Raw genomic sequence first — 23,245 nt, 5'->3', positions numbered from 1 at the left:
ACTTTCAAGGCTGCAGAAAGGGCGCTGTCCTCCAAGCTGCTAATCTCCCCCCTTGAGGGGGAGATGTCCGGCAGGACAGAGGGGGGCGCGAAGGATCGCTGCGGACGAGACGATCTCGGCTGCAACCCGCCCGCCGCCTAAACCCGTCGCTCCACCATCATCTTCTTGATCTCGGCGATCGCCTTGGCCGGGTTGAGCCCTTTGGGGCAAGTCTGGGCGCAGTTCATGATGGTGTGGCAGCGATAGAGCCGGAACGGGTCTTCGAGATTGTCGAGCCGCTCGCCCGTCGCCTCGTCCCTGGAATCGATCAGCCAGCGATAGGCCTGCAGCAGCGTCGCCGGGCCGAGATAGCGCTCGCCGTTCCACCAGTAGCTCGGGCAGGAGGTCGAGCAGCAGGCGCATAATATGCACTCGTAGAGCCCGTCGAGCTTTTCGCGGTCCTCATGGCTCTGCAGCCATTCCTTGGCCGGCTCGGGCGACACCGTCTTCAGCCACGGCTCGATCGAGGCGTGCTGGGCGTAGAAATTGGTGAGGTCGGGCACCAGGTCCTTGACCACAGCCATGTGCGGCAGCGGATAGACCTTGATCGCGCCGGAAATGTCGTCGCAGCCCTTGGTGCAGGCCAGCGTGTTCGACCCGTCGATGTTCATGGCGCACGAGCCGCAAATGCCTTCGCGGCAGGAGCGGCGCAGCGTCAGCGTCGGATCGATCTTGTTCTTGATCCAGAGCAGCGCGTCGAGCACCATCGGCCCGCAATCGTCCATGTCGACGAAATACGTATCCATGCGCGGGTTCTCGTCATCGTCCGGCGACCAGCGGTAAATGCGGTATTCGCGCAGGTTGGTCGCGCCCTCCGGCTTCGGCCAGGTTTTTCCGGCCATGATCTTCGAGTTTTTCGGAAGCGTGAGTTCGACCATTACCTCAGGTCCTTTCGGATGACGAGCTTCAGCCCGGACCAGATCTCGTTCACGGCGGCGACCTTGACGTCGACGAGGTCGAGCTTCAGCGCCTCTGTGCGGATAACGTCCTCGGTGACGTCGGTCGGCACTTTCGATGCCTTCTTCGGCCATGACACCCAGACCATGCCGTCCCGCTTGATCGCCGCTTCGACGTCGCCTAGACGGTCCTCGATCTCGATACGCTGCCGGGTGAAAGCATGTACGGCATCGTATTTCTCATGAACGCCCGAAATCGCCGACCAGTTGGCCAGCCGGTCGAGCTCGGCAAAATCCACGGCTTCGGTCAAATCCTCGAGTTCGGCCGGCAAGGCGACGAAAGCGGCAATCATCCCGTCCTTCAGGCCGAGCTTGGCCGGAAGGGGCGTGCCGGAATATCCCGCAACCGCCAGCAGCCTCATCTCAATACACCCTGGCCTTTGGCGCGATCTTGGCCGGGTTGATGCCGCCGTCTGCCTCCTTGAGCAGCGTTTCGGTGTGCACCGGCCGGTAGCTGAGCGCCACCTCGCCGGCCTCGTTGAGCCGAGCCAGCGTATGCTTGCGCCAGTTGGCGTCGTCGCGGGCCGAAAAGTCCTCCCGCGCGTGCGCGCCGCGGCTTTCCTTGCGCGCCTCGGCGCCGTAGACGGTGGTGATGGCGTTGGCCATCAGGTTTTCCAGCTCCAGCGTCTCGACCAGGTCGGAGTTCCAGATCATCGAGCGGTCAAACACCTTGACGTCGCCGAGTTCACCCCAGATCTGCGAAATGCGCCTGCAGCCGCTTTCCAGCGATTCCTGGGTGCGGAACACCGCCGCGTCCTCCTGCATCGCCTTCTGCATCTTTTCGCGCAAAACCGCTGTCGGCGTCGAGCCGTTGGCGTGACGCAGCCGGTCGAAGCGGTCCATGATCTTTTCGACGGCGGCCTCGTTGGGCGAAGGGATCGCCGATATGCGGTCGATCACCTGGCCGGCCCGGATTGCCGCCGCACGGCCGAACACCACCAGGTCGATCAGCGAGTTGGAGCCCAGCCGGTTAGCACCGTGCACCGAGGCGCAGCCGGCTTCGCCGACCGCCATCAGCCCGGGCGACACCTGGTCCGGATTCGACGCCGTCGGGTTCAGCACCTCGCCCCAGTAATTGGTCGGCACGCCGCCCATATTGTAGTGGACCGTCGGCAGCACCGGGATCGGCTCCTTGGTCAGGTCGACGCCGGCAAAGATCTTTGCCGATTCCGAAATACCCGGAAGTCTCTCGTGCAGAACGGCCGGGTCGAGATGGTCGAGATGCAGGAAAATGTGATCCTTCTTCGGGCCGACGCCGCGGCCCTCGCGGATTTCCAGCGTCATGCAGCGCGAGACCACGTCGCGCGAAGCCAGATCCTTGGCTGACGGCGCGTAGCGCTCCATGAAGCGCTCGCCCTCGGAATTGACGAGATAGCCGCCCTCGCCGCGCGCGCCCTCGGTGATCAGGCAGCCGGCGCCGTATATGCCGGTCGGGTGGAACTGCACGAACTCCATATCCTGCAGCGGCAGGCCTGCGCGTGCGGCCATGCCGCCGCCATCGCCGGTGCAGGTATGCGCCGAGGTGGCCGAGAAATAGGCGCGGCCATAGCCGCCGGTCGCCAAAACCACCATCTTGGCCGAAAAGCGGTGGATGGTGCCGTCGTCGAGGTTCCAGGCGACGACGCCGGTGCAGGTGCCGTCCGGCTCCATGATCAGGTCGAGCGCGAAATACTCGATGAAGAACTGCGCATTGTGCTTCAGCGACTGGCCGTAGAGCGTGTGCAGCATGGCGTGGCCGGTGCGGTCGGCGGCCGCACAGGTGCGCTGCACCGGCGGCCCCTCGCCGAAATTCATCATCATGCCGCCGAACGGCCGCTGGTAGATTTTCCCGTCCTCGGTGCGGCTGAAGGGAACGCCGTAGTGCTCGAGCTCGTAGACCGCCGCCGGCGCTTCGCGCACCATGTATTCTTGAGCGTCGGTGTCGCCCAGCCAATCTGAGCCTTTGACGGTGTCGAAGAGATGCCACTGCCAGTTGTCGGGACCCATATTGGCGAGCGAGGCGGCGATGCCGCCCTGCGCCGCAACCGTATGCGAGCGCGTCGGGAACACTTTGGTGATGCAGGCGGTGCGCAGGCCCTGTTCGGCCATGCCGAGCGCGGCGCGCAGGCCGGCGCCGCCGGCGCCGACGACCACGACGTCGAATTTGTGATCGACATAGCTATAGGCGGAAGCCGTGTTGGCGTTCTTCGCGTCCTTGGCCAAAAAATCAGCCTCCAAATGCCAGTTTAAGCAGGGCGAAGACCGAAGCGACGCCGACGACTACGGGAAAGAATGTGTTGAGGGCGAGCAGCGCCAGCCTGGTGCCTTCGCCATGCACATAGTCTTCGATGATCGCCTGCATGCCGAGCCGCATGTGGTAGAGCACTGACAACAGCACCAGCGCCAGCACCAGTGCAACGAACGGATTGGCAAGTGCGGCGCGCACCTCGAGATAGCTGGCGCCGTTGAGTGCGATCAGGAAGCCGACGAAGAACAGGACCAGCGGGATGTTGGAGATCGCCGTCAGCCGCTGGCGCCAGAAATGGCCGGTGCCCTCGCGGGCGGAACCGAGGCCGCGGACCTTGGCCAGCGGCGTGCGCATGTCGGTGTTCTTGCCGTTCATGTCAGGCTCCCCGCGCCATGTAGCCGGCGATCCAGATCAGCAGCGTCAGCGTGACCGAGCCGGCAAGCGTCGCCCAGGCGATCCTCGATGCCGTATGCTTTTCCAGCCCTGCCCCAGTGTCCCAGATAAGATGGCGCACACCGCCCAGCATGTGGTGCATCAGCGCCCAGCTGTAGCCGAACAGCACCAGCCGTCCCAGCCACGAGCCGAAGGCCCAGTTTACGGCGTTGAAGGTCGCCTCCGAGCTCGCCGCCGCCATCAGCCACAGCGCGACCAGCAGCGTGCCGAAATAGAGCGCCCCGCCGGTGATGCGGTGGACGATCGACATCGTCATGGTGATCGGCGGCCGATAGACGGTCAGATGCGGCGAAAGCGGCCGTTCACGCCTGGCAAATTCGCGGGTGGCTGGTGATTTGCTCATGGCTCCCCCAGTTCGGCGTCTCTGGAGCCTCAGGTGGGAATGCGGCATTACCGCTTCCGGTTGCGACTTCGGACAGCCGGTTTCTAATGCTCTTTTTGCACCGCGTCAAAGCCGGAAAACCGTTTCGAAAACGTAATTTAGTCTGATGAAAGCCAGGCTTTCAGCTTCAATCGATTAGGGCTGTCGCCTTGCGCCGGCACAATGTCGCCGCACTGCAAAATATGGCTGGCGCAAGGGGCGGATCAGCGCTTGCAGGCCAGCGGTGGTGCACCGCCCTTCATCACCAGCGCCTCACGCCCATCGATCACGATTGCGTCATGCGCCTCGCCGTAACGGCTGGTCTGATTGGCCGGTGAGGCCGGCAGCTCGGCGCTGGCGCCGTTCTGGCCGAGGACGCGCACCGACGTGCCGAGATTCTCGATGGTCATCACGCTACCGTCGGCGCAGTTGTAAGTAGCTGTGCGCGGCTGCGGTGCCGTCGGTTCACTAGCGGCGGGAGCAAGCGACACGGAAGCGGCGGCCGTGTTGCCGAGCTTGGGCGCGCTGGTCTGCGGCGCGCAGGCGGCTGCAGCCAGTAGCGGCGGAATGGCTAGCGCCATCCGAAACGTGCGGCGTAATCTCATTTGCTGCTTTCCCCACCGCGTATCGAGCCCGCCGCGATGCTCCGGCAAGGCACCGGATTTCATGCTTTTTGAGTCGCGCCCGATGCTGGGGATGGTGGAAACAAGGCATGGCCGAATGATGGCCGGTGGGCGATCGGGTATTAACCATATTTTCCGAGACCTCGCCCCTGCTGCGGTTGCCCTCTTAACAAAGGTTAATAAAAGGTTAATTTCTGATTCGAGGAGGCTTGCCTCTCAGCAATGGAGTAGCACGCCATGCATTCGAATTCAGCAGGATCGCGCCTTCCCTGGTTCCTATTGGCGGCGCTCGCCGTCGGCGTCGTCGCACCGGCATTCGCCGGGACGCGCCATCATGACCGCGTCTATGCCGATTCCTTCGGCAATCTCGTCATCGACAGCGCCGCCGGCTACAAGCGTATCCTCGTTGGCGAGGGCAAGCTGGCCAAGGAATTGTCCGACTACACCAGCGCCGGCCAGCCCGACGTGATCTACGAAAACGAATCGGACGATGTCCGCGGCGGCGACTGCTATAGGCCGCCGGTTTTCGTCAAGGGCCGCAGCTATATGTACGGCCTCTCCGACGGCGAAATGCCGGAGCTCAGCCCCTGCCGCTGACGGCCACGCCGCCCTTGGTTGACGGCGCCGGCAGGGCAACAGCCGGCCCCACCGAGACACGCACGCAATCGCGACCGCTGCCCTTCGCCTGATAGAGCGCTTTGTCGGCGCGCCGCAACAGGTCGGAAAAGCTTTCGCCCGGACCAAGCTCGGCAACGCCGAAGCTGGCGCTGCAGCGGTGATCCGCGGGCAGGCAGTCGATCGGCGTGGCACCGAAGGCGCTCCGCGTGCCCTCGGCAAAGAGCCGGGCGGCGGCTAGATTGGTCCCCGGCAGGAAAATCGCGAATTCCTCGCCGCCGATGCGGCCGGCGACATGATGGTCGGCCGCGGCATCGCGGAGAAAACCGGCAAAGGTCTCGATGACCCGATCGCCCGACGCGTGGCCGTAAGTATCGTTGATGCGCTTGAAATGGTCGAGATCGGCAATGACCAGTGCCGCTGGAACGGCGCGCCGCATGGCGTCACGCAGTGCGATCTCGGCATGGCGCTCGAAGCCCCCACGGTTGAGCAGCCGCGAAAGCGTGTCGGTTTCCGATTTCGACGTCGCCTCGGCGAGCACGTCGCGGACCAGGATAGCCAATGTCACCAGCGCAAGCGCCAGGCCGAACACGGTGCCGACCGACTGCGACACCAACGCATAGCTGGTCTGCGCATAAGATTGCGGGTTGGCGCCCCAGCCACCAAGCGCATGGGCGATGAAGGGTTTGCTGGCGAACTGCAAGGTGCTGGCCGCAAGGACAGCCATCAGCATATAGTCGAGCCGCTCGCGTCTTTGCCTGGACGACAAGACGATCGCCAGCCCGGTGAACTGCATGGCCGCATAGGGAAGCTGGTAGGCCGCCATTCGCACGAACGATTGGCGTGGCAGGTCCTGCACGAAGTAGACCGCGAGGGTGGCGAAGACCAGGAAGAACAGCATCGGCGGCCAAGGCGGCGAAACGCGGTATTTATGGGCAAGCCCGCCATTGAAGGCGACGGTAGCGCCAAGGAAGGCGGCAAAGGCGGCGACAACCACGGGGCGCGCATTGTCGAAGGCAGGAATGCTGAACTCGATCGCGAAATAAGCCGTGCCGAGCACATAGCCGAACGCCAGCCAGCGTGCCGACACCCGGCCGGCGTCATAGACCGCGATCGTCATGAAGGCCGCCGCCAGCAGCCCGGCAACGAACAGGTTGATCAGCAGGATGAAATTAGCGCTGCCCATGGCGTTTTGGCACTCCCCCCGAACAGCAAATCACCAACGCGCGAAAAAGACGTTAATTCGAAGCCGCCGCTGACGCTCAGCCAGCACTGGTCCGATTGGGAAGGACGACCGTTTCAGGCCGCTGATAGGACAGGCATACGCTGTCGCGGCCACTCCTTTTGGCTTTGTAGAGCGCTTCGTCGGCGCGGCGCATCAGCGGGTCCAGCCCTTCGTCGCTGGTGCGGGCGGCCACGCCGAAGCTCGCGGTCACTCTTGTGTCGGACGGAAGTCCGTCGATTCTGTCCGCCGAATAGACCGTGCGAATGGCTTCGGCAAACAGTCTTGCCGCGCCAAGGTCGCTGAGCGGCAACAGCACGGCGAACTCTTCGCCGCCGATACGGCCGGCAACGCCGCGCGTACCTGCAGCCGACAGAAGCTTGGCAGCGAAGTCGGCGATAACGCGATCGCCGGCCGCGTGGCCATGCTGATCGTTGAGCGCCTTGAAATGATCGAGATCGGCAAGCACCAGCGCAACCGGCAATTGCGCCGTGGCACAGTGCTGCAGGACAAGCATGGCGCGCTCCTCGAAGCCGCGGCGGTTGAGCAGGCCCGACAGCGGGTCTGTCAGAGTTTCGGTCTTCAGGGCCTTCATCACATCGAGCGCGGCGGCGCCGAACAGGCAAAGCGCAATAAGCAGCGACAGCAATGCATGCGACAGCAGAGCCGTCGTCCAGTAGGACGAGGAGTAAAGCCCTTCATAGCTGGTGAACGGCCCATGCGCGATGACGACGGCAAGCGTCCGCGCCAGGAAGTTCAGGCCGGAAAGCAGCGACAGCACGAACAGGATCATTTCTGTCGGGCCGTTGTTGCGCACCACGCGCAACTCGGCGGCGACAACCAGGCTGATGCCGCCGAAGCTGAAATTGATGGCAAGGATGCGCCAGGTGAGATCCGGCCGGGCAAAAAGAAACCACGAAAACGCGGCCAGGCCGCCGCAGGCCAGAATGCCGACCGCCGGGTAAGGCACGCGCCGCCCATAGCGCGCAATGACCGCGCCGGCGAGACAGCAGGTGGCGAAGGTGAAGCACAGGATCGAGATGAGCTTGGTCGGTGCCATGCCGACCGGCAGCGTGAAATACTGGAGCAGGAAGCCTGCGGCCGAGGCCGAGTAGCCCGCCGCCAGCACGCCCAGATAGGGACGGTGGCGCTGATAGAACCACAGCACGAGAAATGCCGCGCCGAGTGTGAGGGCGATGCCTGGATTGAGCAGCGCTATGAGCAGGCCGGTGTCCAAGCGCTGTAATTTCCCCTCGCTTCCCCTTGGAGGACCTTAGAGCGGAAGCCCAAACAAGCGGTTAAGCGAAAGCGAATATACGACAGGTGCGTCGACAAAGCCGCTGGGCGGAACCGCGAACGGCGAGCGGCGTTTCACGACGGCAACCAGGAGACGCTCCGATGGCCGACACGATCATGCTGACCGATCACGATGCAATTCGCTCATGGGCCGCGGCACGCGCCGGCTTTCCGGCGATCGTCGACGTGTCGCCCGAAGCCGGAACGCAGCCCATGCTGAGGCTGGTCTTCGGCCAGCATGCCTACCAGGACCAGGATGAGGCCGAACGCCCGGTCAATGCCGGCGGCTACGAACTGGTCGAATGGGACGAATGGTTCAAACTCTTCGACGAGCGCCAACTGGCGCTGCTCGTCGCAAAGGACCAACCCGGCCGCCGTGAGGGATTCCACGAATTCGTCAGGCGGCCCGACTGAAGAATGCCCGAACCGCATTGCGGCTCGGGCTCCTCATATCCGACTGCGCGCGCCTGCCCTATTTCCACTCGCGGATGTCGACGAAATGGCCGGCGATCGCCGCCGCCGCGGCCATTGCCGGCGACACCAGATGCGTCCGGCCCTTGAAGCCTTGGCGCCCCTCGAAATTGCGATTCGAGGTCGAGGCGCAGCGCTCATGCGGCTTCAGCCGGTCGTCGTTCATGGCAAGGCACATCGAGCAGCCCGGCTCACGCCAGTCAAAGCCGGCGGCGACAAAGATCTTGTCGAGGCCTTCGGCCTCTGCCTGTTCCTTGACGAGGCCGGAGCCCGGCACGATCATCGCACTGACCCGCGGATTGACCTTCTTGCCCTCGATCACCTTGGCTGCGGCGCGCAGATCCTCGATGCGGCCATTGGTGCAGGAGCCGATGAAGACGCGATCGAGTTCGATATCGGTGATCTTGGTGCCCGGCTTCAGGCCCATATAGTCGAGTGCGCGCTGCTTGGAGGTGCGCTTGTTCTCATCAGTGATGTCGTCCGGGTTCGGCACGATGCCTTGCACCGAGACCACGTCCTCGGGCGAGGAGCCCCAGGAGACGATCGGCGGCAGCTTTGCCGCGTCGAGCACGACCACCTTGTCGAAATGCGCGCCTTCGTCGGACTGCAGCGTCTTCCAGTAGGCGAGCGCGGCGTCCCAGGCTTCGCCCTTGGGGGCGCGCGGCTTGTCCTTGACATAGGCGAAGGTGGTCTCGTCGGGCGCGATCAGGCCGGCGCGGGCGCCGGCTTCGATCGACATGTTGCAGATCGTCATGCGGCCTTCCATCGACAGCGCACGGATTGCCTCGCCGGCATATTCGATGACATAGCCGGTGCCGCCGGCCGTGCCGATCTCGCCGATAATGGCGAGGATGATGTCCTTGGCGGTGACGCCTTCCGGCAGTGCGCCGTCGACGCGCACCAGCATGTTCTTGGCCTTGCGCTGGATCAGCGTCTGCGTCGCCAGCACATGCTCGACTTCAGAGGTGCCGATGCCATGCGCCAGCGCCCCGAACGCGCCATGCGTCGAGGTGTGGCTGTCGCCGCAGACGATGGTCATGCCGGGCAGCGTAAAGCCTTGCTCCGGCCCGATGATGTGGACGATGCCCTGGCGGATATCCTTCTCGGAATAATATTCGACGCCGAAATCCTTGGCGTTTTTGGCCAGCGCTTCGACCTGGATGCGGCTTTCCTCGTTCTTGATGCCGAACTTTCGCTCCGGCGAAGTCGACACATTGTGGTCGACCACGGCCAGCGTCTTTTCCGGATGCCGAACCTTGCGGCCGGTTATGCGCAGGCCTTCGAAAGCCTGCGGGCTGGTGACTTCGTGGACCAGATGGCGGTCGATATAGAGCAGGCAGGTGCCGTCGTCCTGGCGGTCGACAACATGGTCGTCGAAAATCTTGTCGTAGAGGGTGCGCGGTGCGCTCATTTGCGTAAATCCGTCGATTTAAAAAGGGAAAACGACGCCGGTCGGACCGGCGAAACAGCCTGGCGAGTCTGCCCTAGCTAAGTCGGCTGGTCAGCGCCCCGCAGACGCGCGCGGAAAATCGCGACGGCAGGCGTTTCCTGTCCTGCAGCACGAAACCTTTATAGGCCGGATCGCCAAAAAGCTCTTCCATGGCGCTGCTCATATCAATGTTTTGGCTTTTCGGCAATTGGCGGGTTGTGGCGCGGCTTCCCCTTCTCCCCTTGTGGGAGAAGGTGTCGCCGAAGGCGACGGATGAGGGGTGCTCCAGGGAACGCCAACGCCTCATTCCGTCCAACACCCCTCATCCGTCTCGGCACTGCGCGCCGATCCACCTTCTCCCACAAGGGGAGAAGGAAGAAGGCGCCACTCAAACCACCTCGAACACGAAGGTCTTCACCAGCGCGTCGGGCTCGGCGATTGCGTAGCAGCGGAACCACGGGCTCTCCTCGACCGGCTGCCATTTTTTCGCCTGCTCCAGTTCGCCAAACACGGCTTGAAACCCGCCGCTTTCAAACACCTGGTCGCGAACCGTGAAGATGGCGTGGCCGCCCGTCCTGGTGATGCGTACCAGTTCATGCAGGCCCGACGCCGGTGCGTGGCTGATGGTGAACACGCCGGTCGAGAAAAAGGCGCGGAAATACCCGTCCGCCCAAGGCAATGGCCCGCCGAGCATCGCCTGTTTCAGCTCGCTGTAGGCCTGCCGGCTGCCGGCGATTTTCAGCATGTCCTGCGACAGGTCGAGCCCGGCAATATCGTGGTAGCCGAGTGCCTTCAGGGACGGCCCCGACAGGCCGGTGCCGCAACCGGCGTCGAGCAGCGGCCCTTCGCCCGCCGGCACATGGCGCGCCACCCAGGCGGTGATCAGGAACGGCAGGAGATAGCCGAGCGCCGCGGTTTCGCCGTCATAGGTCGCGGCCCATTGCGCATAGGCCTTGGCGAGCGTCTCAGGCGTGTCGGCCGTATAGACCGCTTCCAGCGCCGCATTGGCCTTGTCGATGATCATGGGTCCTCCCCGGTCGCGTCCGCTCGATGGTAGCGCCGTTTTCGCCTGCCTTCTATTCCCCATGCTGGTGGCGGAGCCGCTTCTCCAGCGCCCGCAAGGCTAACGACAGGCCGACGGTCAGGATGAGATAGATATAGGCGACGATCGAATAGGTTTCGAAGAAGCGGAACGAGCCGGCGGCGTAGATCTTGCCCATCTGGGTGATGTCGGCGACGCCGAGCACCGAGACCAGCGAGGAATCCTTGACCATGGCGAGGAAATCATTGCCGAGCGGCGGCAGGATGGTGCGGATCGCCTGCGGAAAGATGACCAGCCGGAAGCGCTGGGTGCGCGTCAGCCCGAGCGCCTTGGCCGCCTCGATCTGCCCCTTCTCGACCGCCTGGATACCGGCGCGGAACACCTCCGAGATGAAGGCGGAATAGCCGATGGTCAGCGCCATGACGGCGCGCCAAAGCAACGACACGTCGCGTACCAGCAGCTCACCGAAGAGGCCGGCGCTTTGCAGCGGCGCCGTCAGCGCGTTCCATGCCGCGACGAAGGCCGGCGCCCCGGCAAAGGCGATCCAGAACAACAGCACCAGCATCGGCACGCCGCGGATGATCTCGACGTAGAAGCGGCCGATCTGGCTGAGCCAGCGTGAGCCCGACAGGCCCATCAGCGCGACGCCGAGGCCGATCGCGCAAGCCAGCGCGAAGGCGACCACCGTGACGAAGATGGTGACGCCGATGCCCTTGGCGACGGTTGCGAAGACCTGGGCATAGAGGTCGCTGGCAGCGATGAAGATGGCGGCGGCCAAGGCGATCGCCACGGCCACGGCAAGCCACCACGGGAAGTCGGATTTGGCTGAGGCGGGAGGCGCCGACGGCATCAAGCGGTACCGATAACAGAGTCACGAAGGCAGCGTTCTGTCACACCCCCCTCTGGCCTGCCGGCGATCTCCCCCTCCAGGGGGGAGATCGGCAGCTTTGACCTCGCGGCCCGTTCTGCAACACTGAAAATTGGCGAAAGCCGATGCGAAATCCGATCTCCCCCCTTGAGGGGGAGATGTCCGGCAGGACAGAGGGGGGTGTACGAGCGCAGAGTCAGCGCGAGTTCCCGCGCACAATCGTCATGAAATGCGCGCAACAAGCGGGCCTACTGCCCCATCTTGTAATCAAGGAACCACTTCTTGTTGAGCGCGTCGAGCGTACCGTCGGCCTTGAGCGCGGCGATTGCCGCGTTGACCGGCTTCACCAGGTCGGAGCCCTTGGGGAAGATGAAGCCGAAATCCTCGGTGCCGAGTGGGCCGCCGATCAGCTTAAGGCCGCCATTGGACGCATCGACATAGCCCTTGCCGGCAGTGCCGTCGGTGAGCACGACGTCGACGTCGCCGGCCTTCAGTGCCTGCACCGTCGCGCCGAACGTCTCGAACAGCTTGATGCGCGGGTTCTGCTCGTTGCCGTCGAGCACGCTGTAGACGGCGGTGTAGAAGGGCGTCGTGCCGGCCTGCGCGCCGATCAGCCCGTCCTTGAAGGCGGCGAACGTCTTGGCATCGGTGAAGCGCTTCTCGTCGCCGCGCACCAGCATGAACTGTTCCGAGCGCATATACGGATCGGAGAAATCGACCTTCTGCTTGCGGTCGTCCTTGATGGTGATGCCGGTCATGCCGATGTTGTACTGATTGTCGGAAACCGCCTGGATCATCGCGTCCCAAGAGGTATTCTGGTACTCGACCTTGAAATTCAGCCGTTTGGCGATCTCGTTCATCGCGTCATATTCCCAACCGATCTGCTTGCCGGTCTTGGCATCGATGAACTGCAGCGGCGGATAGGCGTTTTCGGTCACCACCACCACCTTCTTGCCGCCGAGGTCGGGCAGCGCCTGCGCCAGAGCCGCGACCGGCACGAGAAGGCAAGCCAGCAGGCCGGCCAGCAGCAGTTTCGAATTGATCATGACTATGCTCCCCAGGAACTGAACCGCCTCGATCGACCGAGGCATGCAGGAAATCCGGCGCCGACTTTAGCTTTCCGCAGGCGCCTTGCAAGCCGCTCTGATGCGCCGCTCGGCACGAAAATGAATTCCAATGCTTTCAACGGCGGCAATTACAGAACGATCCGTATCGATTGCGGACCGGCAAAATCGAATCCACCTCGTGAAATAAAAAGGCGGCCGAAGCCGCCTTTCCAAAACCATGAGTTTTGAAGACGCCTTATTCGGCGGCAGTTGCTTCCGCGGCCTTGGCGGCCTCGTCGGCGGCCTTCTTCTCGGCGGCGTCCTGCGCGGCCTTCTCGGCGGCCAGCGCCTGGGCGGCGGCCACTTTCTCGGCCTCGATGCGCGCCTTCTCGGCGTTCAGCGCATCGCGCTCTTCGTCGTTGAGCTTGCGGGCGCGCACGCCGGTGTTTTCCGAAATGCGGGCCGATTTGCCGCGACGGTCTCGCAAATAGTACAGCTTGGCGCGACGCACCTTGCCGCGGCGCACGATCTCGACGCCCTCGACCATCGGCGAATAGACCGGGAACACCCGCTCCACGCCTTCGCCGTAGGAGATCTTGCGGACGGTGAAGTTTTCCTGGAAGCCGGCGCCGGCGCGGGCGATGACGACGCCCTCATAGGCCTGGACGCGGGTGCGGGTGCCTTCGGTCACACGGACCTGGACGCGCACGGTATCGCCGGGCTGGAATTCGGGGAGCTTGCGCTTGGCTTCGATCTTGGCGGCCTGCTCGGCCTCGAGCTGACGGAGGATGTCCATCTCAAAAATCCACTTCTTGTTCTTCCGACAGTCAGAGCGCCCGACACTCGCCTTGCAGTCGCATCGACCGCTCGGCTATGCCCTTCGTTCGAGAACGTCTGTTCGAGAACATCGGGCAGGGGCGACTACACCGTCATTGTTGACGGGCCAGAAGATCGCTCTTGGCAGATTTTTCTTCCGGTTCGGCGCGCACATACAGCTATTTCGGCGCTTTGTCACGTCTTCGCCGTTTCTTTTTTGGGCCGTTTCTTTTTTGCACTGCTTCTTGGGCTGGCGCCCGCTGTGGCAATCCCGTGATCGCTTGTGGTCCAGGGGGTTGCGCCCGCGCGTCAAGCTTCCTAAGCCGGAAGACAGGCATTTTCCTCCAGCGACGACACCCCTCATGCCAATCTTGGACGCGGTCCTGCTCTTTCTCGCCGGCTTTGTATCAGGCGCGGTCAACGCCGTTGCCGGCGGCGGCACGTTCATAACCTTTGGCGCCATGACCCTGGCCGGCCTGCCGCCGATCGTCGCCAATGCGACATCGTCGGTGACGCAATTTCCTGGCTACATCACCTCGACGCTCGCCTATTGGCACGACATCAAGCATTTCTGGCGCGGCGCACTGCTGCTCAGCCTCATTTCGGCTCTCGGTGCGCTGTCTGGCGCGCTCATCCTTCTAGGGCTCGACAACCCGTCGTTCCGCGCCTTGGTGCCGTGGCTGCTGCTGGCGGCAACCGCATTGTTCGCTGCCGGGCCATGGCTGAAGCCGGCGCCCAAGCCGGAGCATGAGGCCGCGGTAGGTTCGCTGGTCGGGTCGCTGGCGCAGTTCGCCACCGCCGTCTATGGCGGCTTCTTCGGCGCCGGCATGGGCGTCATGATGCTGGCGACGCTCGGTCTCACCCAGTCCGGCGACTATCACCGGCTGAACGCACTGAAGAACATGCTGGCCGTGGTCATCGCTGCGGTTGCCATCCTCGTCTTCGTCTCGGGCGGCGTCATTGCCTGGCTGCAGGCGATCATCATGATCCCGGGTGGCGCGCTGGGCGGCTATGCCGGCGTCTGGATCGCCAGGCGCGTGCCGCAGAACGCGGTGCGCGGCTTCGTCATCGCCGTCGGCCTGTTCCTGGCTTTCTACTATTTCGACAAGGGCTGAGCGGCTGAAAGATCCGGCCGTCGCTCCTTCGTCAGCCTCTCCGCTTCGGCCCGCCGCCACGCCGCGATCTTCCTGTGATTGCCCGAAATCAGCACTTCGGGAATCGGCCGGCCCTCGAACTCCTGCGGCCGCGTATAATGCGGATGTTCGAGCAGGCCGTTTTCAAAGCTCTCTTCCTCGCCCGATACCGCATTGCCCATGACGCCGGGCAGCAGGCGCACCACGGCGTCGAGCAGCACGAGTGCCGCCGGCTCGCCGCCGGACAGGATGAAGTCGCCGATCGAAACTTCTTCGAGGCCGCGCGCCTCGATGACCCGCTGGTCGACGCCTTCGAAGCGGCCGCAGACGATCACCGCACCCGGCCCAGCGGCGAGTTCGCGCACGCGTGCCTGGTTCAGCGGCTTGCCGCGCGGGCTCATCAGCAGGCGCGGACGTGGATCGGCTGCCGGCGAGGCATGGTCAATGGCGCTGGCCAGCACGTCTGCCCGCATCACCATGCCGGCGCCGCCGCCGGCCGGCGTGTCATCGACGGTACGGTGACGATCGCTGGCAAAGTCGCGGATCTGGATCGTTTCGAGCGACCAAATGCCGGTCTCGAGCGCGCGGCCGGCCAGCGACAGGGCAAGCGCGCCGGGAAACATCTCGGGATAGAGCGTCAGCACCGAAGCCGAAAAACTCACCGGTTGCCTCCGGCGTCCCTCGGCCCGCGCGGCCTGCCCTTGGGGTCGAAGCTGTCGCGGTCGGCAGACTCTCCGTCCTCGTCCTCGACCAACCCTGCGGCGGGTGGATCAACGCGGACAAAGCCGCCGGCGATCGACACTTCCGGAACAGCGGCCTGCGTGAACGGGATGAGCACGCCTTTGCGCCCCGCCAGCGTCACGTCGAGAATGTCGCCGCCGCCGAAATTGTGCACGGCGACGACCTTGCCGACGACCGCACCGGTGTCGTCCTTGACCTCCAGTCCGACGAGGTCGGCATGGTAGAATTCATCCTCTTCGCCCTCGTCGGGCAACACCGAACGATCTACGAACAATTCGGTGCCGGCCAGCGCCTCGGCGGCATTGCGGTCGTTGACGCCTTTGAACCGCACCACCACCACGGTGTTGGCGGGCCTGATGTCGACGATCTGGAAGGCGCGGCCATCCCTAGCGTAGAGCGGACCGTAATCGGCCAGCGCCAGCGGGTCGCCGGTAAAGCTCTTGACGCGCAATTCGCCCTTGATGCCATGCGCGGCACCGATCACGGCCATCTGGACGGGGTTTTGCGGCTTGATCATCTGCGGAAAATCCTTTGCCTTGCTCTAACCCCAGCCCGTGGTCATTTCAATGACGCCGCTCTTCACCGCTTCCTAACCCGCGTGCCGGAAGATGGCGGGGAACTGGAAGAGTGCAATGCAGGAATTCCTCATACCGGCAAAACCCGACCTGCAGGCGGCGCGCGAGGCCTGGCTGAAGATGCTGGCGCGCGAACGCCGGCTATCGCCCGAAACCGTCGAGGCCTATGAGCGCGACACGCGCCAGTTCCTGCATTTCCTGACCGGCCATTGCGGCGGCTCGCCCGGCATTTCCGACATCGCCGATCTGCGCCCCGCCGATTTGCGCGGCTTTCTCGCTGCCCGCCGTGCCGAGGGCGCCGGCGCCCGCACGCTCGGGCGCGGGCTGGCCGGCATCCGCTCGCTGCTGCGTTTCCTGGAACGGCGCGGCCTCGCCAATGCGGCAGGTGCGACAGCCTTGCGCGCGCCGCGGCAGCCGAAATCGCTGCCCAAGCCGCTGACCGCAAGCGATGCAAAACACGTCGTCTCGGTGGAAGGCCAACTGGCGGAGGAGCCGTGGATTGCCGCGCGCAACGCCGCCGTGCTGACCCTGCTCTATGGGTCCGGCTTGCGGATCTCCGAGGCGCTCGGCCTGTCGGGCGCCGATCTTTCCTCACCTGGTGATACCGTGCTGCGCGTCACCGGCAAGGGTGGCAAGACCCGGCTGGTGCCGGTGCTGCCGGTGGCGCTGCGGGCGATTGCCGAATACCGCCGCCTCTGCCCTTGGCATCTCGATCCCAAGGGCCTGCTGTTTCGCGGTGCCCGCGGCGGCCCGCTCAACCCGGCAATCGTCCAGCGCGACATGGCCAAGCTGCGCTCGGCGCTCAACCTGCCCGACACGGCGACGCCGCATGCGCTGCGCCATTCCTTCGCCACGCATCTGCTAGGGCGCGGCGGCGACCTGCGCACCATCCAGGAGTTGCTCGGCCACGCCAGCCTGTCGACAACCCAGATATACACCGGCGTCGACACCGCCAGGCTGCTCGAGATTTACGAAGCAGCTCATCCTCGTGCGTGATCGATGCATGTGTCGGTGGCCATCTCGCAACAATTTTGATGCGCCGGTTAACCGTTTTGCCGCTTTTTGCGCCTAGAACCGCAGCATGAAACGCCTCATCGCCATCGCCGACCGCGCGACCCATATGTCGCTGAAGCTGCTCGTCGCGCTCAACGCCCTGTTTTTCCTCTCTTTCCTCATCGTCGCGCTGCTCGCCGCGGGCAAGGCACGCGCCGAGACTTCGGCCTGCGCCGGTAGCGATATGCTGAGCGCGCTGCAAAAGGACGACCCGGCGGCCTACCGCAAGATCGAGGCAGACGCGGCAGCAACGCCGAACGGCAAGGGCCTGCTGTGGAAGCTCGAAAAATCGGGTGAAAAACCGTCCTTCCTGTTCGGCACCATGCACGTTACCGACCCGCGCGTCACCACGCTGCCACCCGCCGCGCAGAAGGCATTCGATGCGGCTGGCACCGTCATCATCGAGACCACCGAAGTGCTCGACAAGCAGAAGATGATGGCCGCACTGCTGAAAGAGCCGGATCTGATGATGTTCACCGACAAGACGACGCTTTCGTCGCTGCTGTCGCCGGAGGATGCGGCGGTGGTCAACAAGGCGCTCGATGCGCGTGGCATCCCGCCAGCGACCGTCGCCAAGATGAAACCCTGGTTGCTGTCGGCGATGGTGGCGCTACCTGTATGCGAAGTCGCCCGCCAGGCTGGCGGTGCGCCGGTGCTCGACGTCAAGCTTGCCAAGGACGCCGAGGCTTCGGGCAAATCGGTCGAGGGGCTGGAGACAATCGCCGACCAGCTGCGCGCCATGGCTTCGCTGCCGATCGCCTTTCACCTGAAGGGGCTGGTCGATACGCTGAGGCTTGGCGACAAGGTGAACGATGTCAACGAAACCATGATCGTGCTTTACCGGCGTGGCGACACTGGCATGTATGTACCGCTGTTTCGGGCCGTCATCCCCGAACAGGTCGACGATCAATCGGGTTACGCCGAATTCGAGCAGACCATGATTACCAGCCGCAACAAGGTGATGGTCGATCGTGCAGCGCCGATCCTCGCCCACGGCAATGTCTTCATGGCGGTCGGCGCCATGCACCTTCCCGGAGCGCAAGGCTTGGTCGAGGGTTTCCGCAAGACCGGCTATACGGTGACCGCCGTCAACTGAACGACACGGCGGAGTTGCACACCGAATCATTGCCGAGGCGGGATCAGCCCTTACTCGTGGCGCGACGGCGGACCAGCCGCGCTTCGTGCCAAGGAACTGAAAAAGGTTCGGTTTGGCTCGATCGAAACCCATTTCGCGGTGGAAATGCATGCCTGCAAGCGATTCTGGATCAGAATTGCCCTGTTTTCGGCGTTTTCAACGCCTAATGTGAAACCGATTCAACGATTGTACGTTGATGGCTATTACTTGATGTTTTTCATCCACGGAGGACACTTTTATGGCGAACACACCCAATCCGAACGACCCATTCACCTCACCGGGTACCGCACGGCCACGCGGCGGCGGCAGCGGCTGGCTGATTGCACTGGTCGTCGTTATCCTGGCAATTGTCGCCTATTATGTTTTTGGAAGACGTAGCGAGGCACCTGCGCCTGCCGAACCGCCCGCAGCCAGCACACCGGCTCCGGCCCCAGCACCTGCCGAGCCGATGAAGCCAGCCGAACCGGCTCCTGCGCCAGCTCCGGCGACACCCGCTCCGGCTCCCGCTCCGGCAGAACCTGCACCCGCTCCGGCCCCTGCGCCAGCCCCGGCTCCGGCTCCCGCACCAGCACCGGCCCCGGCTCAGTGATCAGACTGCTGATTTAATATATGAACGGTCCGCTGAAAGGCGGGCCGTTTTTTTGGGGAGCAGCAGTCGATGGTCTGAGCTGCGATTAGCCATGGGCTAACTTCATCTTCGTCATCCAGCGCGGAGCAGGAGCGAAGCGACATCGCGGAGACCCTGGAATCCATCTGCGGTTCAGAATGGAAGCCGTCTGTGGTGATCCTTCGCGCCCCTCTCTGTCCTGCCGGACATCTCCCCCACTTGGGGGGAGATTGGCTACCAGCCCGCTTTCGCCAATCGCCACCGTCGCCTGCGATTCAACCGCTCAGATATGGATCGGCTTGAAGAACGTCGCCAATGCCGCCTCCTTTACCGCTTCCGACATCGTCGGATGGGCGTGACAGGTGCGGGCTAGGTCTTCCGACGAGCCGCCAAATTCCATCAGCACGGCCGCCTCGTGGATCATCTCGCCGGCGCCGAAGCCGACGATGTGGACGCCGAGCACACGGTCGCTGGCCTTGTCGGCCAGGATTTTCACAAAGCCGTCGGTGTGCAGCATGGCGCGCGCGCGGCCATTGGCGCTGAACGGGAATTTTCCGGCCTTGTAGTCGACGCCGGCCTTTTTCAATTCTTCTTCGGTCTTGCCGATCGAGGCGATTTCCGGCGTGGTGTAGACGACGCTCGGAATCACGTCATAGTTCACATGACCGGCCTGGCCGGCGATGGTTTCGGCCACCGCCACGCCCTCGTCCTCAGCCTTGTGTGCAAGCATCGGCCCGGCGATGACATCGCCGATGGCATAGATGCCATGCACGTTGGTCCTGAGATGGCCGTCGGTCTTGACCCGGCCGCGCTCATCGACGTCGACGCCGGTCTCCTTCAGCCCGAGAGCGTCCGAATAGGCCCGTCGTCCCGTCGCAATCAGCACCGCGTCCGCCTCGATCGTCTCGGCTGCTCCGCCCTTGACCGGCTCGAAGGTAACCGTCGCCCCCTTCTTGGCCTTGGCGACGCCAGTCACCTTGGCGCCCAGCCTGAACTCAAAGCCCTGCTTCGACAGCAGGCGCTGGAACTGCTTGGAGACCTCGCCATCCATGCCGCCCAGGATGGTGTCGAGGAACTCGACCACGGTGACTTTGGCGCCGAGCCGCGCCCAGACCGAGCCGAGCTCCAGACCGATGACACCACCGCCGACCACCACCAGATGGCCCGGCACCTTGTCCAGCGACAGCGCGCCGGTCGACGAGACGATCACCTTCTCATCGAAATCGACCTCGACGCCGGGAATGCCGGCGACGTCGGAGCCTGTGGCGATGACGATGTTCTTGGTCTCGATCTCCTCGACCTTGCCGTCATCGGAGGTCACCGACACCTTGCCGGCCGCAACCACCTTGCCGGTGCCACGAAAACTGTCGATCTTGTTCTTCTTGAACAGGAAGGCGACGCCATTGACATTGGCCGTCACCGTCGCATCTTTGTGTGCCATCATCTTCCCAAGATTGAGCTTGGGCGCGCCGATCTCGACGCCGAGCGCCTCGAAGGAATGGCCGGCCTCGGCAAATATCTCGGACGCATGCAGCAGCGCCTTTGACGGGATGCAGCCGATGTTGAGGCAGGTACCGCCGAAGGTCGGGTTCTTTTCGACTACCGCCGTCTTCAGACCGAGCTGCGCCGCCTTGATGGCGCAGACGTAGCCGCCTGGTCCCGATCCGATGATAACGACGTCATAGGCCATGATACTGTCCCTTTTGCTTTAGCGGCCGCCGCCGATTTCCAGATTGGCGCCTGTTGTGTAGGACGCCTCGTCCGACAGCAGCCAGAGAATTGCGGCTGCGACCTCCTCGGCGGTGCCGACGCGCTGCATGGGCACCACCTTGCGCATTCTCTCGACGCGATCCGGCTGCCCGCCGGAGGCATGAATTTCGGTGTCGATGATGCCCGGGCTGACCGCGTTGACACGAATGCCTTCACCGGCCACTTCGCGGGCAAGCCCGATGGTGAAGGAATCGACCGCGCCCTTCGAGGCGGCGTAGTCGACATATTGACCCGGCCCGCCAAGCCTTGCCGCGATCGAAGAAACATTGACGATGGCGCCACCCTTGCCGCCATGCCTGGTCGACATCCGCTTCACCGCCTCGCGGGCGCAAAGCATCGGCGCGATCACATTGATGCGCATCATGCGCTCCAGCCTTGCAGCGCTAAGCTCGTCGACGCGCGCGCTCTGGTCGACCACGCCGGCATTGTTGACGAGCGCGTCGAGTCGACCGAAACGGCCATCGACAGCCTCGAACATGGCCAATACGTCCGTCTCGCTGCCGACATCGGCCTTGACGGCGAAGGCTTCTCCGCCAGCGGCATCGACGTCGGCGACCACCGCTTCGGCGGCTTTTGCATTCGACGCGTAATTGACCGCAATGCGATAGCCGGCCTTGGCGGCAAGCCTGCATGTAGCGGCGCCGATGCCGCGGCTGCCGCCGGTCACCAGCAGGATTTTTCCGCTCGCGCTCATTCCTGACATCCCTTCAGGGCAAAGACGTCCCAGGGCACCTTGGAAAAGCCGTTGGCGCCATAGGCCGCCGACATCTGCAGCGACGCTCCCAGATCGGGCAGGATCAGCTTCTTCGGCGCATCCTTTCCTTCGCCCGGCAGCAACGCGATATTGCCCTGGTCGTCGGCAGTGTAGATGACGCCCTCCCACACAGTGCAGGCGGCGAGTTCGTCGCCGGTGACGTCGCCGGCCGGGCATTTGTACATCAGCGAGCCATGCGGCCGCGCCACGCCCTCCGTCCACATGACGATGCCGTCGAGCACGACGCCCTTGTCGAGCACCATCTTGAAGCTGTTGGTGACGGCGGCCGACTCGCCGGTCGGCCTGAAATCGATCTCGGCGGCGTTTTCAGGATCGCCATAGACGGCGAGCTCGAGCGGGCAGGCGGCATGGGCGGCGGAGACCGTCTGCACGCCGAGTGCGCAGATTGTGACAAACAAACCGGACCGGAAACGAGACGAACTCATCCGGCGGCGCAGATCCATGCTCCGGCTCACGTCGGCTGCCCCTAGAGGTCGAGCACCAGCCGCTCAGGATCCTCCAGGCTTTCCTTGACGCGGACCAGGAAGGTCACCGCTTCCTTGCCGTCGACGATGCGGTGGTCGTAGGACAGCGCCAGATACATCATCGGCCGGATGACGATCTGGCCGCCGACCACCATCGGCCGCTCCTGAATCTTGTGCATACCCAAAATGCCCGACTGCGGCGCGTTGAGAATCGGCGTCGACATCAGCGACCCGTAAACGCCACCGTTGGAAATCGTAAACGTGCCGCCTTGCATATCCGCAACCGACAGCTTGCCGTCGCGCGCCGCAAGCCCCAGCCTGCCGATGTCCTTCTCGATTTCGGCGATCGACATCTGGTCGGCATTGCGCACAACCGGCACGACAAGGCCTTTCTCTGTACCGACGGCAACGCCGATATGAGCGTAGTTCTTGAAGATGATGTCGGTGCCATCGATCTCGGCATTGACCGACGGGATCTCCTTCAGCGCATGGGTGACGGCCTTGGTGAAGAAGCCCATGAAGCCGAGCTTCACGCCGTGCTTCTTCTCGAACACGTCCTTGTATTTGCCCCTCAGCGCCATCACCGCGCTCATGTCGACCTCGTTGAAGGTGGTCAGCATGGCGGCGGTCGATTGCGCTTCCTTGAGGCGGCGCGCGATGGTCTGGCGCAGCTTGGTCATGCGCACGCGCTCCTCGCGCGACGCATCGTCGGCCGGGGACGGCGCGCGCGCGGCAACGGGTGCCGGTACAGGCGCTGCCTTCGGCATTTCGGCCGGCTGCGACGGCGCGCCCCTGGCGATCAGGTCGAGCACGTCGCCTTTCAGCACCTGGCCGCGCTTGCCCGAGCCCGACACCTGGTCGACTGCGAGATTGTGCTCGGCCAGCAGCTTTGCCGCCGACGGCGCCGGCGGCATGGTGCGCGTCTCGATTGCGCCGGCGTCGCCGGCGATCTTGGCCGTCTCGGCAGCGGCCTGCTTGACGCTCGAGGCCGCAGTCGGAGCCGAGGCCTGCGACACCGCCTCCTGCTTCGTTGCCGGAGCGGCGGCATTGGCTGCCGCGCCGGCGCCTGCCGAAATCGTGCCGAGCAGTGCGCCGACGCCGACCGTCTCGCCTTCCTTGACGGCGATCTCGGCGAGCGTGCCCGCGGCGGCGGCCGGCACTTCCACCGTCACCTTGTCGGTTTCGAGCTCAACCAACGGCTCATCGGCGGCGATCGCGTCGCCGACCTTCTTGAACCATTTGCCGATGGTTGCCTCGGTGACGGATTCACCAAGTGTCGGGACGCGGATTTCGGTTGCCATTGTGCCTGTCCGTTTCTTTCGGTTCTGTTCTATTCACCAAGCGCGTCGTCGAGCAAGGCGGCAAGCTGGGCGAGATGCTTCGACATCAATCCGGTCGCCGGCGAGGCGGCGGCCCGGCCGCCCGGATTGAGCGCCCCCGGATTCTTTGCGGCGAAATTGGCCCCCCCCCAATAGAGATAAGGCTAGAATAACACCCAGGCCCCCCAGATGTTTGGGTACGCCAGGGA

24 protein-coding genes are annotated in these 23,245 nt (G+C 64.0%); 5 read left to right on the top strand and 19 right to left on the bottom strand.

Going from position 1 to position 23,245, the window contains the following annotated elements:
- Nucleotides 1-137: 137 nt before the first annotated feature.
- The 6 genes from NKJ20_RS27705 to NKJ20_RS27680 all read right to left on the bottom strand — a co-directional run bounded on the left by NKJ20_RS27705 (nucleotide 138) and on the right by NKJ20_RS27680 (nucleotide 4,641).
- Nucleotides 138-917, bottom strand: coding sequence for a succinate dehydrogenase iron-sulfur subunit (locus NKJ20_RS27705; RefSeq protein WP_292663232.1), 780 nt, complete (start codon nucleotides 915-917; stop codon nucleotides 138-140).
- Entirely contained in the window at nucleotides 917-1,357 is a 441-nt protein-coding gene (locus NKJ20_RS27700) for a DUF3052 family protein (RefSeq protein ID WP_352685320.1), read from the bottom strand. The genes NKJ20_RS27705 and NKJ20_RS27700 overlap by 1 nt, the downstream gene beginning before the upstream one ends.
- Nucleotide 1,358: 1 nt before the next feature.
- Nucleotides 1,359-3,197, bottom strand: coding sequence for a succinate dehydrogenase flavoprotein subunit (gene sdhA / locus NKJ20_RS27695; protein WP_352748433.1), 1,839 nt, complete (start codon nucleotides 3,195-3,197; stop codon nucleotides 1,359-1,361).
- A 4-nt stretch (nucleotides 3,198-3,201) separates the two neighbouring features.
- Nucleotides 3,202-3,597, bottom strand: a complete 396-nt coding sequence (gene sdhD, locus NKJ20_RS27690; protein WP_292663226.1) for a succinate dehydrogenase, hydrophobic membrane anchor protein — start codon at nucleotides 3,595-3,597, stop codon at nucleotides 3,202-3,204.
- Nucleotide 3,598: 1 nt separating this feature from the next.
- Complete coding sequence (gene sdhC, locus NKJ20_RS27685) at nucleotides 3,599-4,018, bottom strand: succinate dehydrogenase, cytochrome b556 subunit (RefSeq protein WP_292663224.1); 420 nt, start codon at nucleotides 4,016-4,018, stop codon at nucleotides 3,599-3,601.
- 242 nt (nucleotides 4,019-4,260) lie between these two features.
- The gene (locus NKJ20_RS27680; protein WP_352470792.1) at nucleotides 4,261-4,641 is read right to left on the bottom strand and encodes a hypothetical protein; all 381 of its coding nucleotides are present in this window, start codon (nucleotides 4,639-4,641) and stop codon (nucleotides 4,261-4,263) included.
- A 255-nt stretch (nucleotides 4,642-4,896) separates the two neighbouring features.
- On the opposite strand from NKJ20_RS27680, the gene NKJ20_RS27675 reads away from it, so the two are divergent.
- Complete coding sequence (locus NKJ20_RS27675) at nucleotides 4,897-5,256, top strand: hypothetical protein (RefSeq protein ID WP_352450158.1); 360 nt, start codon at nucleotides 4,897-4,899, stop codon at nucleotides 5,254-5,256.
- Here NKJ20_RS27675 and NKJ20_RS27670 read toward each other — a convergent pair.
- Nucleotides 5,240-6,460: a GGDEF domain-containing protein gene (locus NKJ20_RS27670; protein WP_352470793.1), complete on the bottom strand. Its 1,221-nt coding sequence runs from the start codon at nucleotides 6,458-6,460 to the stop codon at nucleotides 5,240-5,242. The two genes, NKJ20_RS27675 and NKJ20_RS27670, sit on opposite strands and share 17 nt — an antisense overlap.
- A gap of 76 nt (nucleotides 6,461-6,536) precedes the next feature.
- On the bottom strand, nucleotides 6,537-7,733 hold the full coding sequence (locus NKJ20_RS27665; RefSeq protein ID WP_352748429.1) for a GGDEF domain-containing protein: 1,197 nt from the start codon (nucleotides 7,731-7,733) through the stop codon (nucleotides 6,537-6,539).
- Between the two features lie 161 nt (nucleotides 7,734-7,894).
- Between NKJ20_RS27665 and NKJ20_RS27660 the strand changes: the two genes are divergently transcribed.
- Entirely contained in the window at nucleotides 7,895-8,206 is a 312-nt protein-coding gene (locus tag NKJ20_RS27660) for a hypothetical protein (RefSeq protein ID WP_352748426.1), read from the top strand.
- A gap of 58 nt (nucleotides 8,207-8,264) precedes the next feature.
- Here NKJ20_RS27660 and leuC read toward each other — a convergent pair whose 3' ends face one another.
- From leuC to rplS, 5 genes are all read right to left on the bottom strand, one after another.
- Nucleotides 8,265-9,674, bottom strand: a complete 1,410-nt coding sequence (gene leuC, locus NKJ20_RS27655) for a 3-isopropylmalate dehydratase large subunit (protein WP_023679774.1) — start codon at nucleotides 9,672-9,674, stop codon at nucleotides 8,265-8,267.
- Between the two features lie 406 nt (nucleotides 9,675-10,080).
- Nucleotides 10,081-10,716: a class I SAM-dependent DNA methyltransferase gene (locus tag NKJ20_RS27650; RefSeq protein ID WP_352680587.1), complete on the bottom strand. Its 636-nt coding sequence runs from the start codon at nucleotides 10,714-10,716 to the stop codon at nucleotides 10,081-10,083.
- A gap of 52 nt (nucleotides 10,717-10,768) precedes the next feature.
- Nucleotides 10,769-11,584: an amino acid ABC transporter permease gene (locus tag NKJ20_RS27645; RefSeq protein WP_352748423.1), complete on the bottom strand. Its 816-nt coding sequence runs from the start codon at nucleotides 11,582-11,584 to the stop codon at nucleotides 10,769-10,771.
- A gap of 266 nt (nucleotides 11,585-11,850) precedes the next feature.
- Nucleotides 11,851-12,648, bottom strand: coding sequence for a transporter substrate-binding domain-containing protein (locus NKJ20_RS27640; RefSeq protein WP_031212709.1), 798 nt, complete (start codon nucleotides 12,646-12,648; stop codon nucleotides 11,851-11,853).
- 256 nt (nucleotides 12,649-12,904) lie between these two features.
- Entirely contained in the window at nucleotides 12,905-13,444 is a 540-nt protein-coding gene (gene rplS, locus NKJ20_RS27635; RefSeq protein ID WP_023679779.1) for a 50S ribosomal protein L19, read from the bottom strand.
- 382 nt (nucleotides 13,445-13,826) lie between these two features.
- On the opposite strand from rplS, the gene NKJ20_RS27630 reads away from it, so the two are divergent.
- A complete protein-coding gene (locus NKJ20_RS27630) occupies nucleotides 13,827-14,579 on the top strand; it encodes a sulfite exporter TauE/SafE family protein (RefSeq protein WP_352456323.1) in 753 nt (250 codons plus the stop codon).
- On the opposite strand, the gene trmD is transcribed toward NKJ20_RS27630, so the two are convergent.
- Together trmD and rimM are read right to left on the bottom strand one after the other, a co-directional pair.
- On the bottom strand, nucleotides 14,561-15,259 hold the full coding sequence (trmD, locus tag NKJ20_RS27625; protein WP_352748420.1) for a tRNA (guanosine(37)-N1)-methyltransferase TrmD: 699 nt from the start codon (nucleotides 15,257-15,259) through the stop codon (nucleotides 14,561-14,563). The two genes, NKJ20_RS27630 and trmD, sit on opposite strands and share 19 nt — an antisense overlap.
- The gene (gene rimM, locus NKJ20_RS27620; protein ID WP_352748417.1) at nucleotides 15,256-15,855 is read right to left on the bottom strand and encodes a ribosome maturation factor RimM; all 600 of its coding nucleotides are present in this window, start codon (nucleotides 15,853-15,855) and stop codon (nucleotides 15,256-15,258) included. Before rimM ends, trmD begins: the two co-directional genes overlap by 4 nt.
- A gap of 115 nt (nucleotides 15,856-15,970) precedes the next feature.
- Between rimM and NKJ20_RS27615 the strand changes: the two genes are divergently transcribed.
- Both NKJ20_RS27615 and NKJ20_RS27610 read left to right on the top strand, forming a co-directional pair.
- The gene (locus NKJ20_RS27615; protein WP_352456326.1) at nucleotides 15,971-16,909 is read left to right on the top strand and encodes a tyrosine recombinase XerC; all 939 of its coding nucleotides are present in this window, start codon (nucleotides 15,971-15,973) and stop codon (nucleotides 16,907-16,909) included.
- An 85-nt stretch (nucleotides 16,910-16,994) separates the two neighbouring features.
- Nucleotides 16,995-18,062: a TraB/GumN family protein gene (locus NKJ20_RS27610; RefSeq protein ID WP_352748414.1), complete on the top strand. Its 1,068-nt coding sequence runs from the start codon at nucleotides 16,995-16,997 to the stop codon at nucleotides 18,060-18,062.
- Nucleotides 18,063-18,991: 929 nt separating this feature from the next.
- On the opposite strand, the gene lpdA is transcribed toward NKJ20_RS27610, so the two are convergent.
- Genes lpdA through odhB form a run of 4 tightly spaced genes read right to left on the bottom strand, consistent with a single transcriptional unit; the run spans nucleotide 18,992 to nucleotide 23,018 of the window.
- Nucleotides 18,992-20,398, bottom strand: coding sequence for a dihydrolipoyl dehydrogenase (gene lpdA / locus NKJ20_RS27605; protein WP_352748411.1), 1,407 nt, complete (start codon nucleotides 20,396-20,398; stop codon nucleotides 18,992-18,994).
- Between the two features lie 18 nt (nucleotides 20,399-20,416).
- On the bottom strand, nucleotides 20,417-21,172 hold the full coding sequence (locus tag NKJ20_RS27600) for an SDR family oxidoreductase (protein WP_352450168.1): 756 nt from the start codon (nucleotides 21,170-21,172) through the stop codon (nucleotides 20,417-20,419).
- Nucleotides 21,169-21,696: a hypothetical protein gene (locus NKJ20_RS27595; protein WP_352450169.1), complete on the bottom strand. Its 528-nt coding sequence runs from the start codon at nucleotides 21,694-21,696 to the stop codon at nucleotides 21,169-21,171. Before NKJ20_RS27595 ends, NKJ20_RS27600 begins: the two co-directional genes overlap by 4 nt.
- Before the next feature lie 23 nt (nucleotides 21,697-21,719).
- Nucleotides 21,720-23,018 carry a 2-oxoglutarate dehydrogenase complex dihydrolipoyllysine-residue succinyltransferase gene (gene odhB / locus NKJ20_RS27590; RefSeq protein ID WP_352450170.1) on the bottom strand — a complete coding sequence of 433 codons (1,299 nt, stop codon included), beginning with the start codon at nucleotides 23,016-23,018 and terminating at the stop codon, nucleotides 21,720-21,722.
- Nucleotides 23,019-23,245 lie beyond the last annotated feature (227 nt).

The sequence above is a fragment of the Mesorhizobium sp. M0185 genome, from assembly GCF_040322175.1.
Classification (GTDB): Bacteria; Pseudomonadota; Alphaproteobacteria; order Rhizobiales; family Rhizobiaceae; genus Mesorhizobium.
The sequence above is the reverse complement of the archived record's forward strand: the minus strand, read 5'-3'. Positions and strand labels throughout refer to the sequence as shown.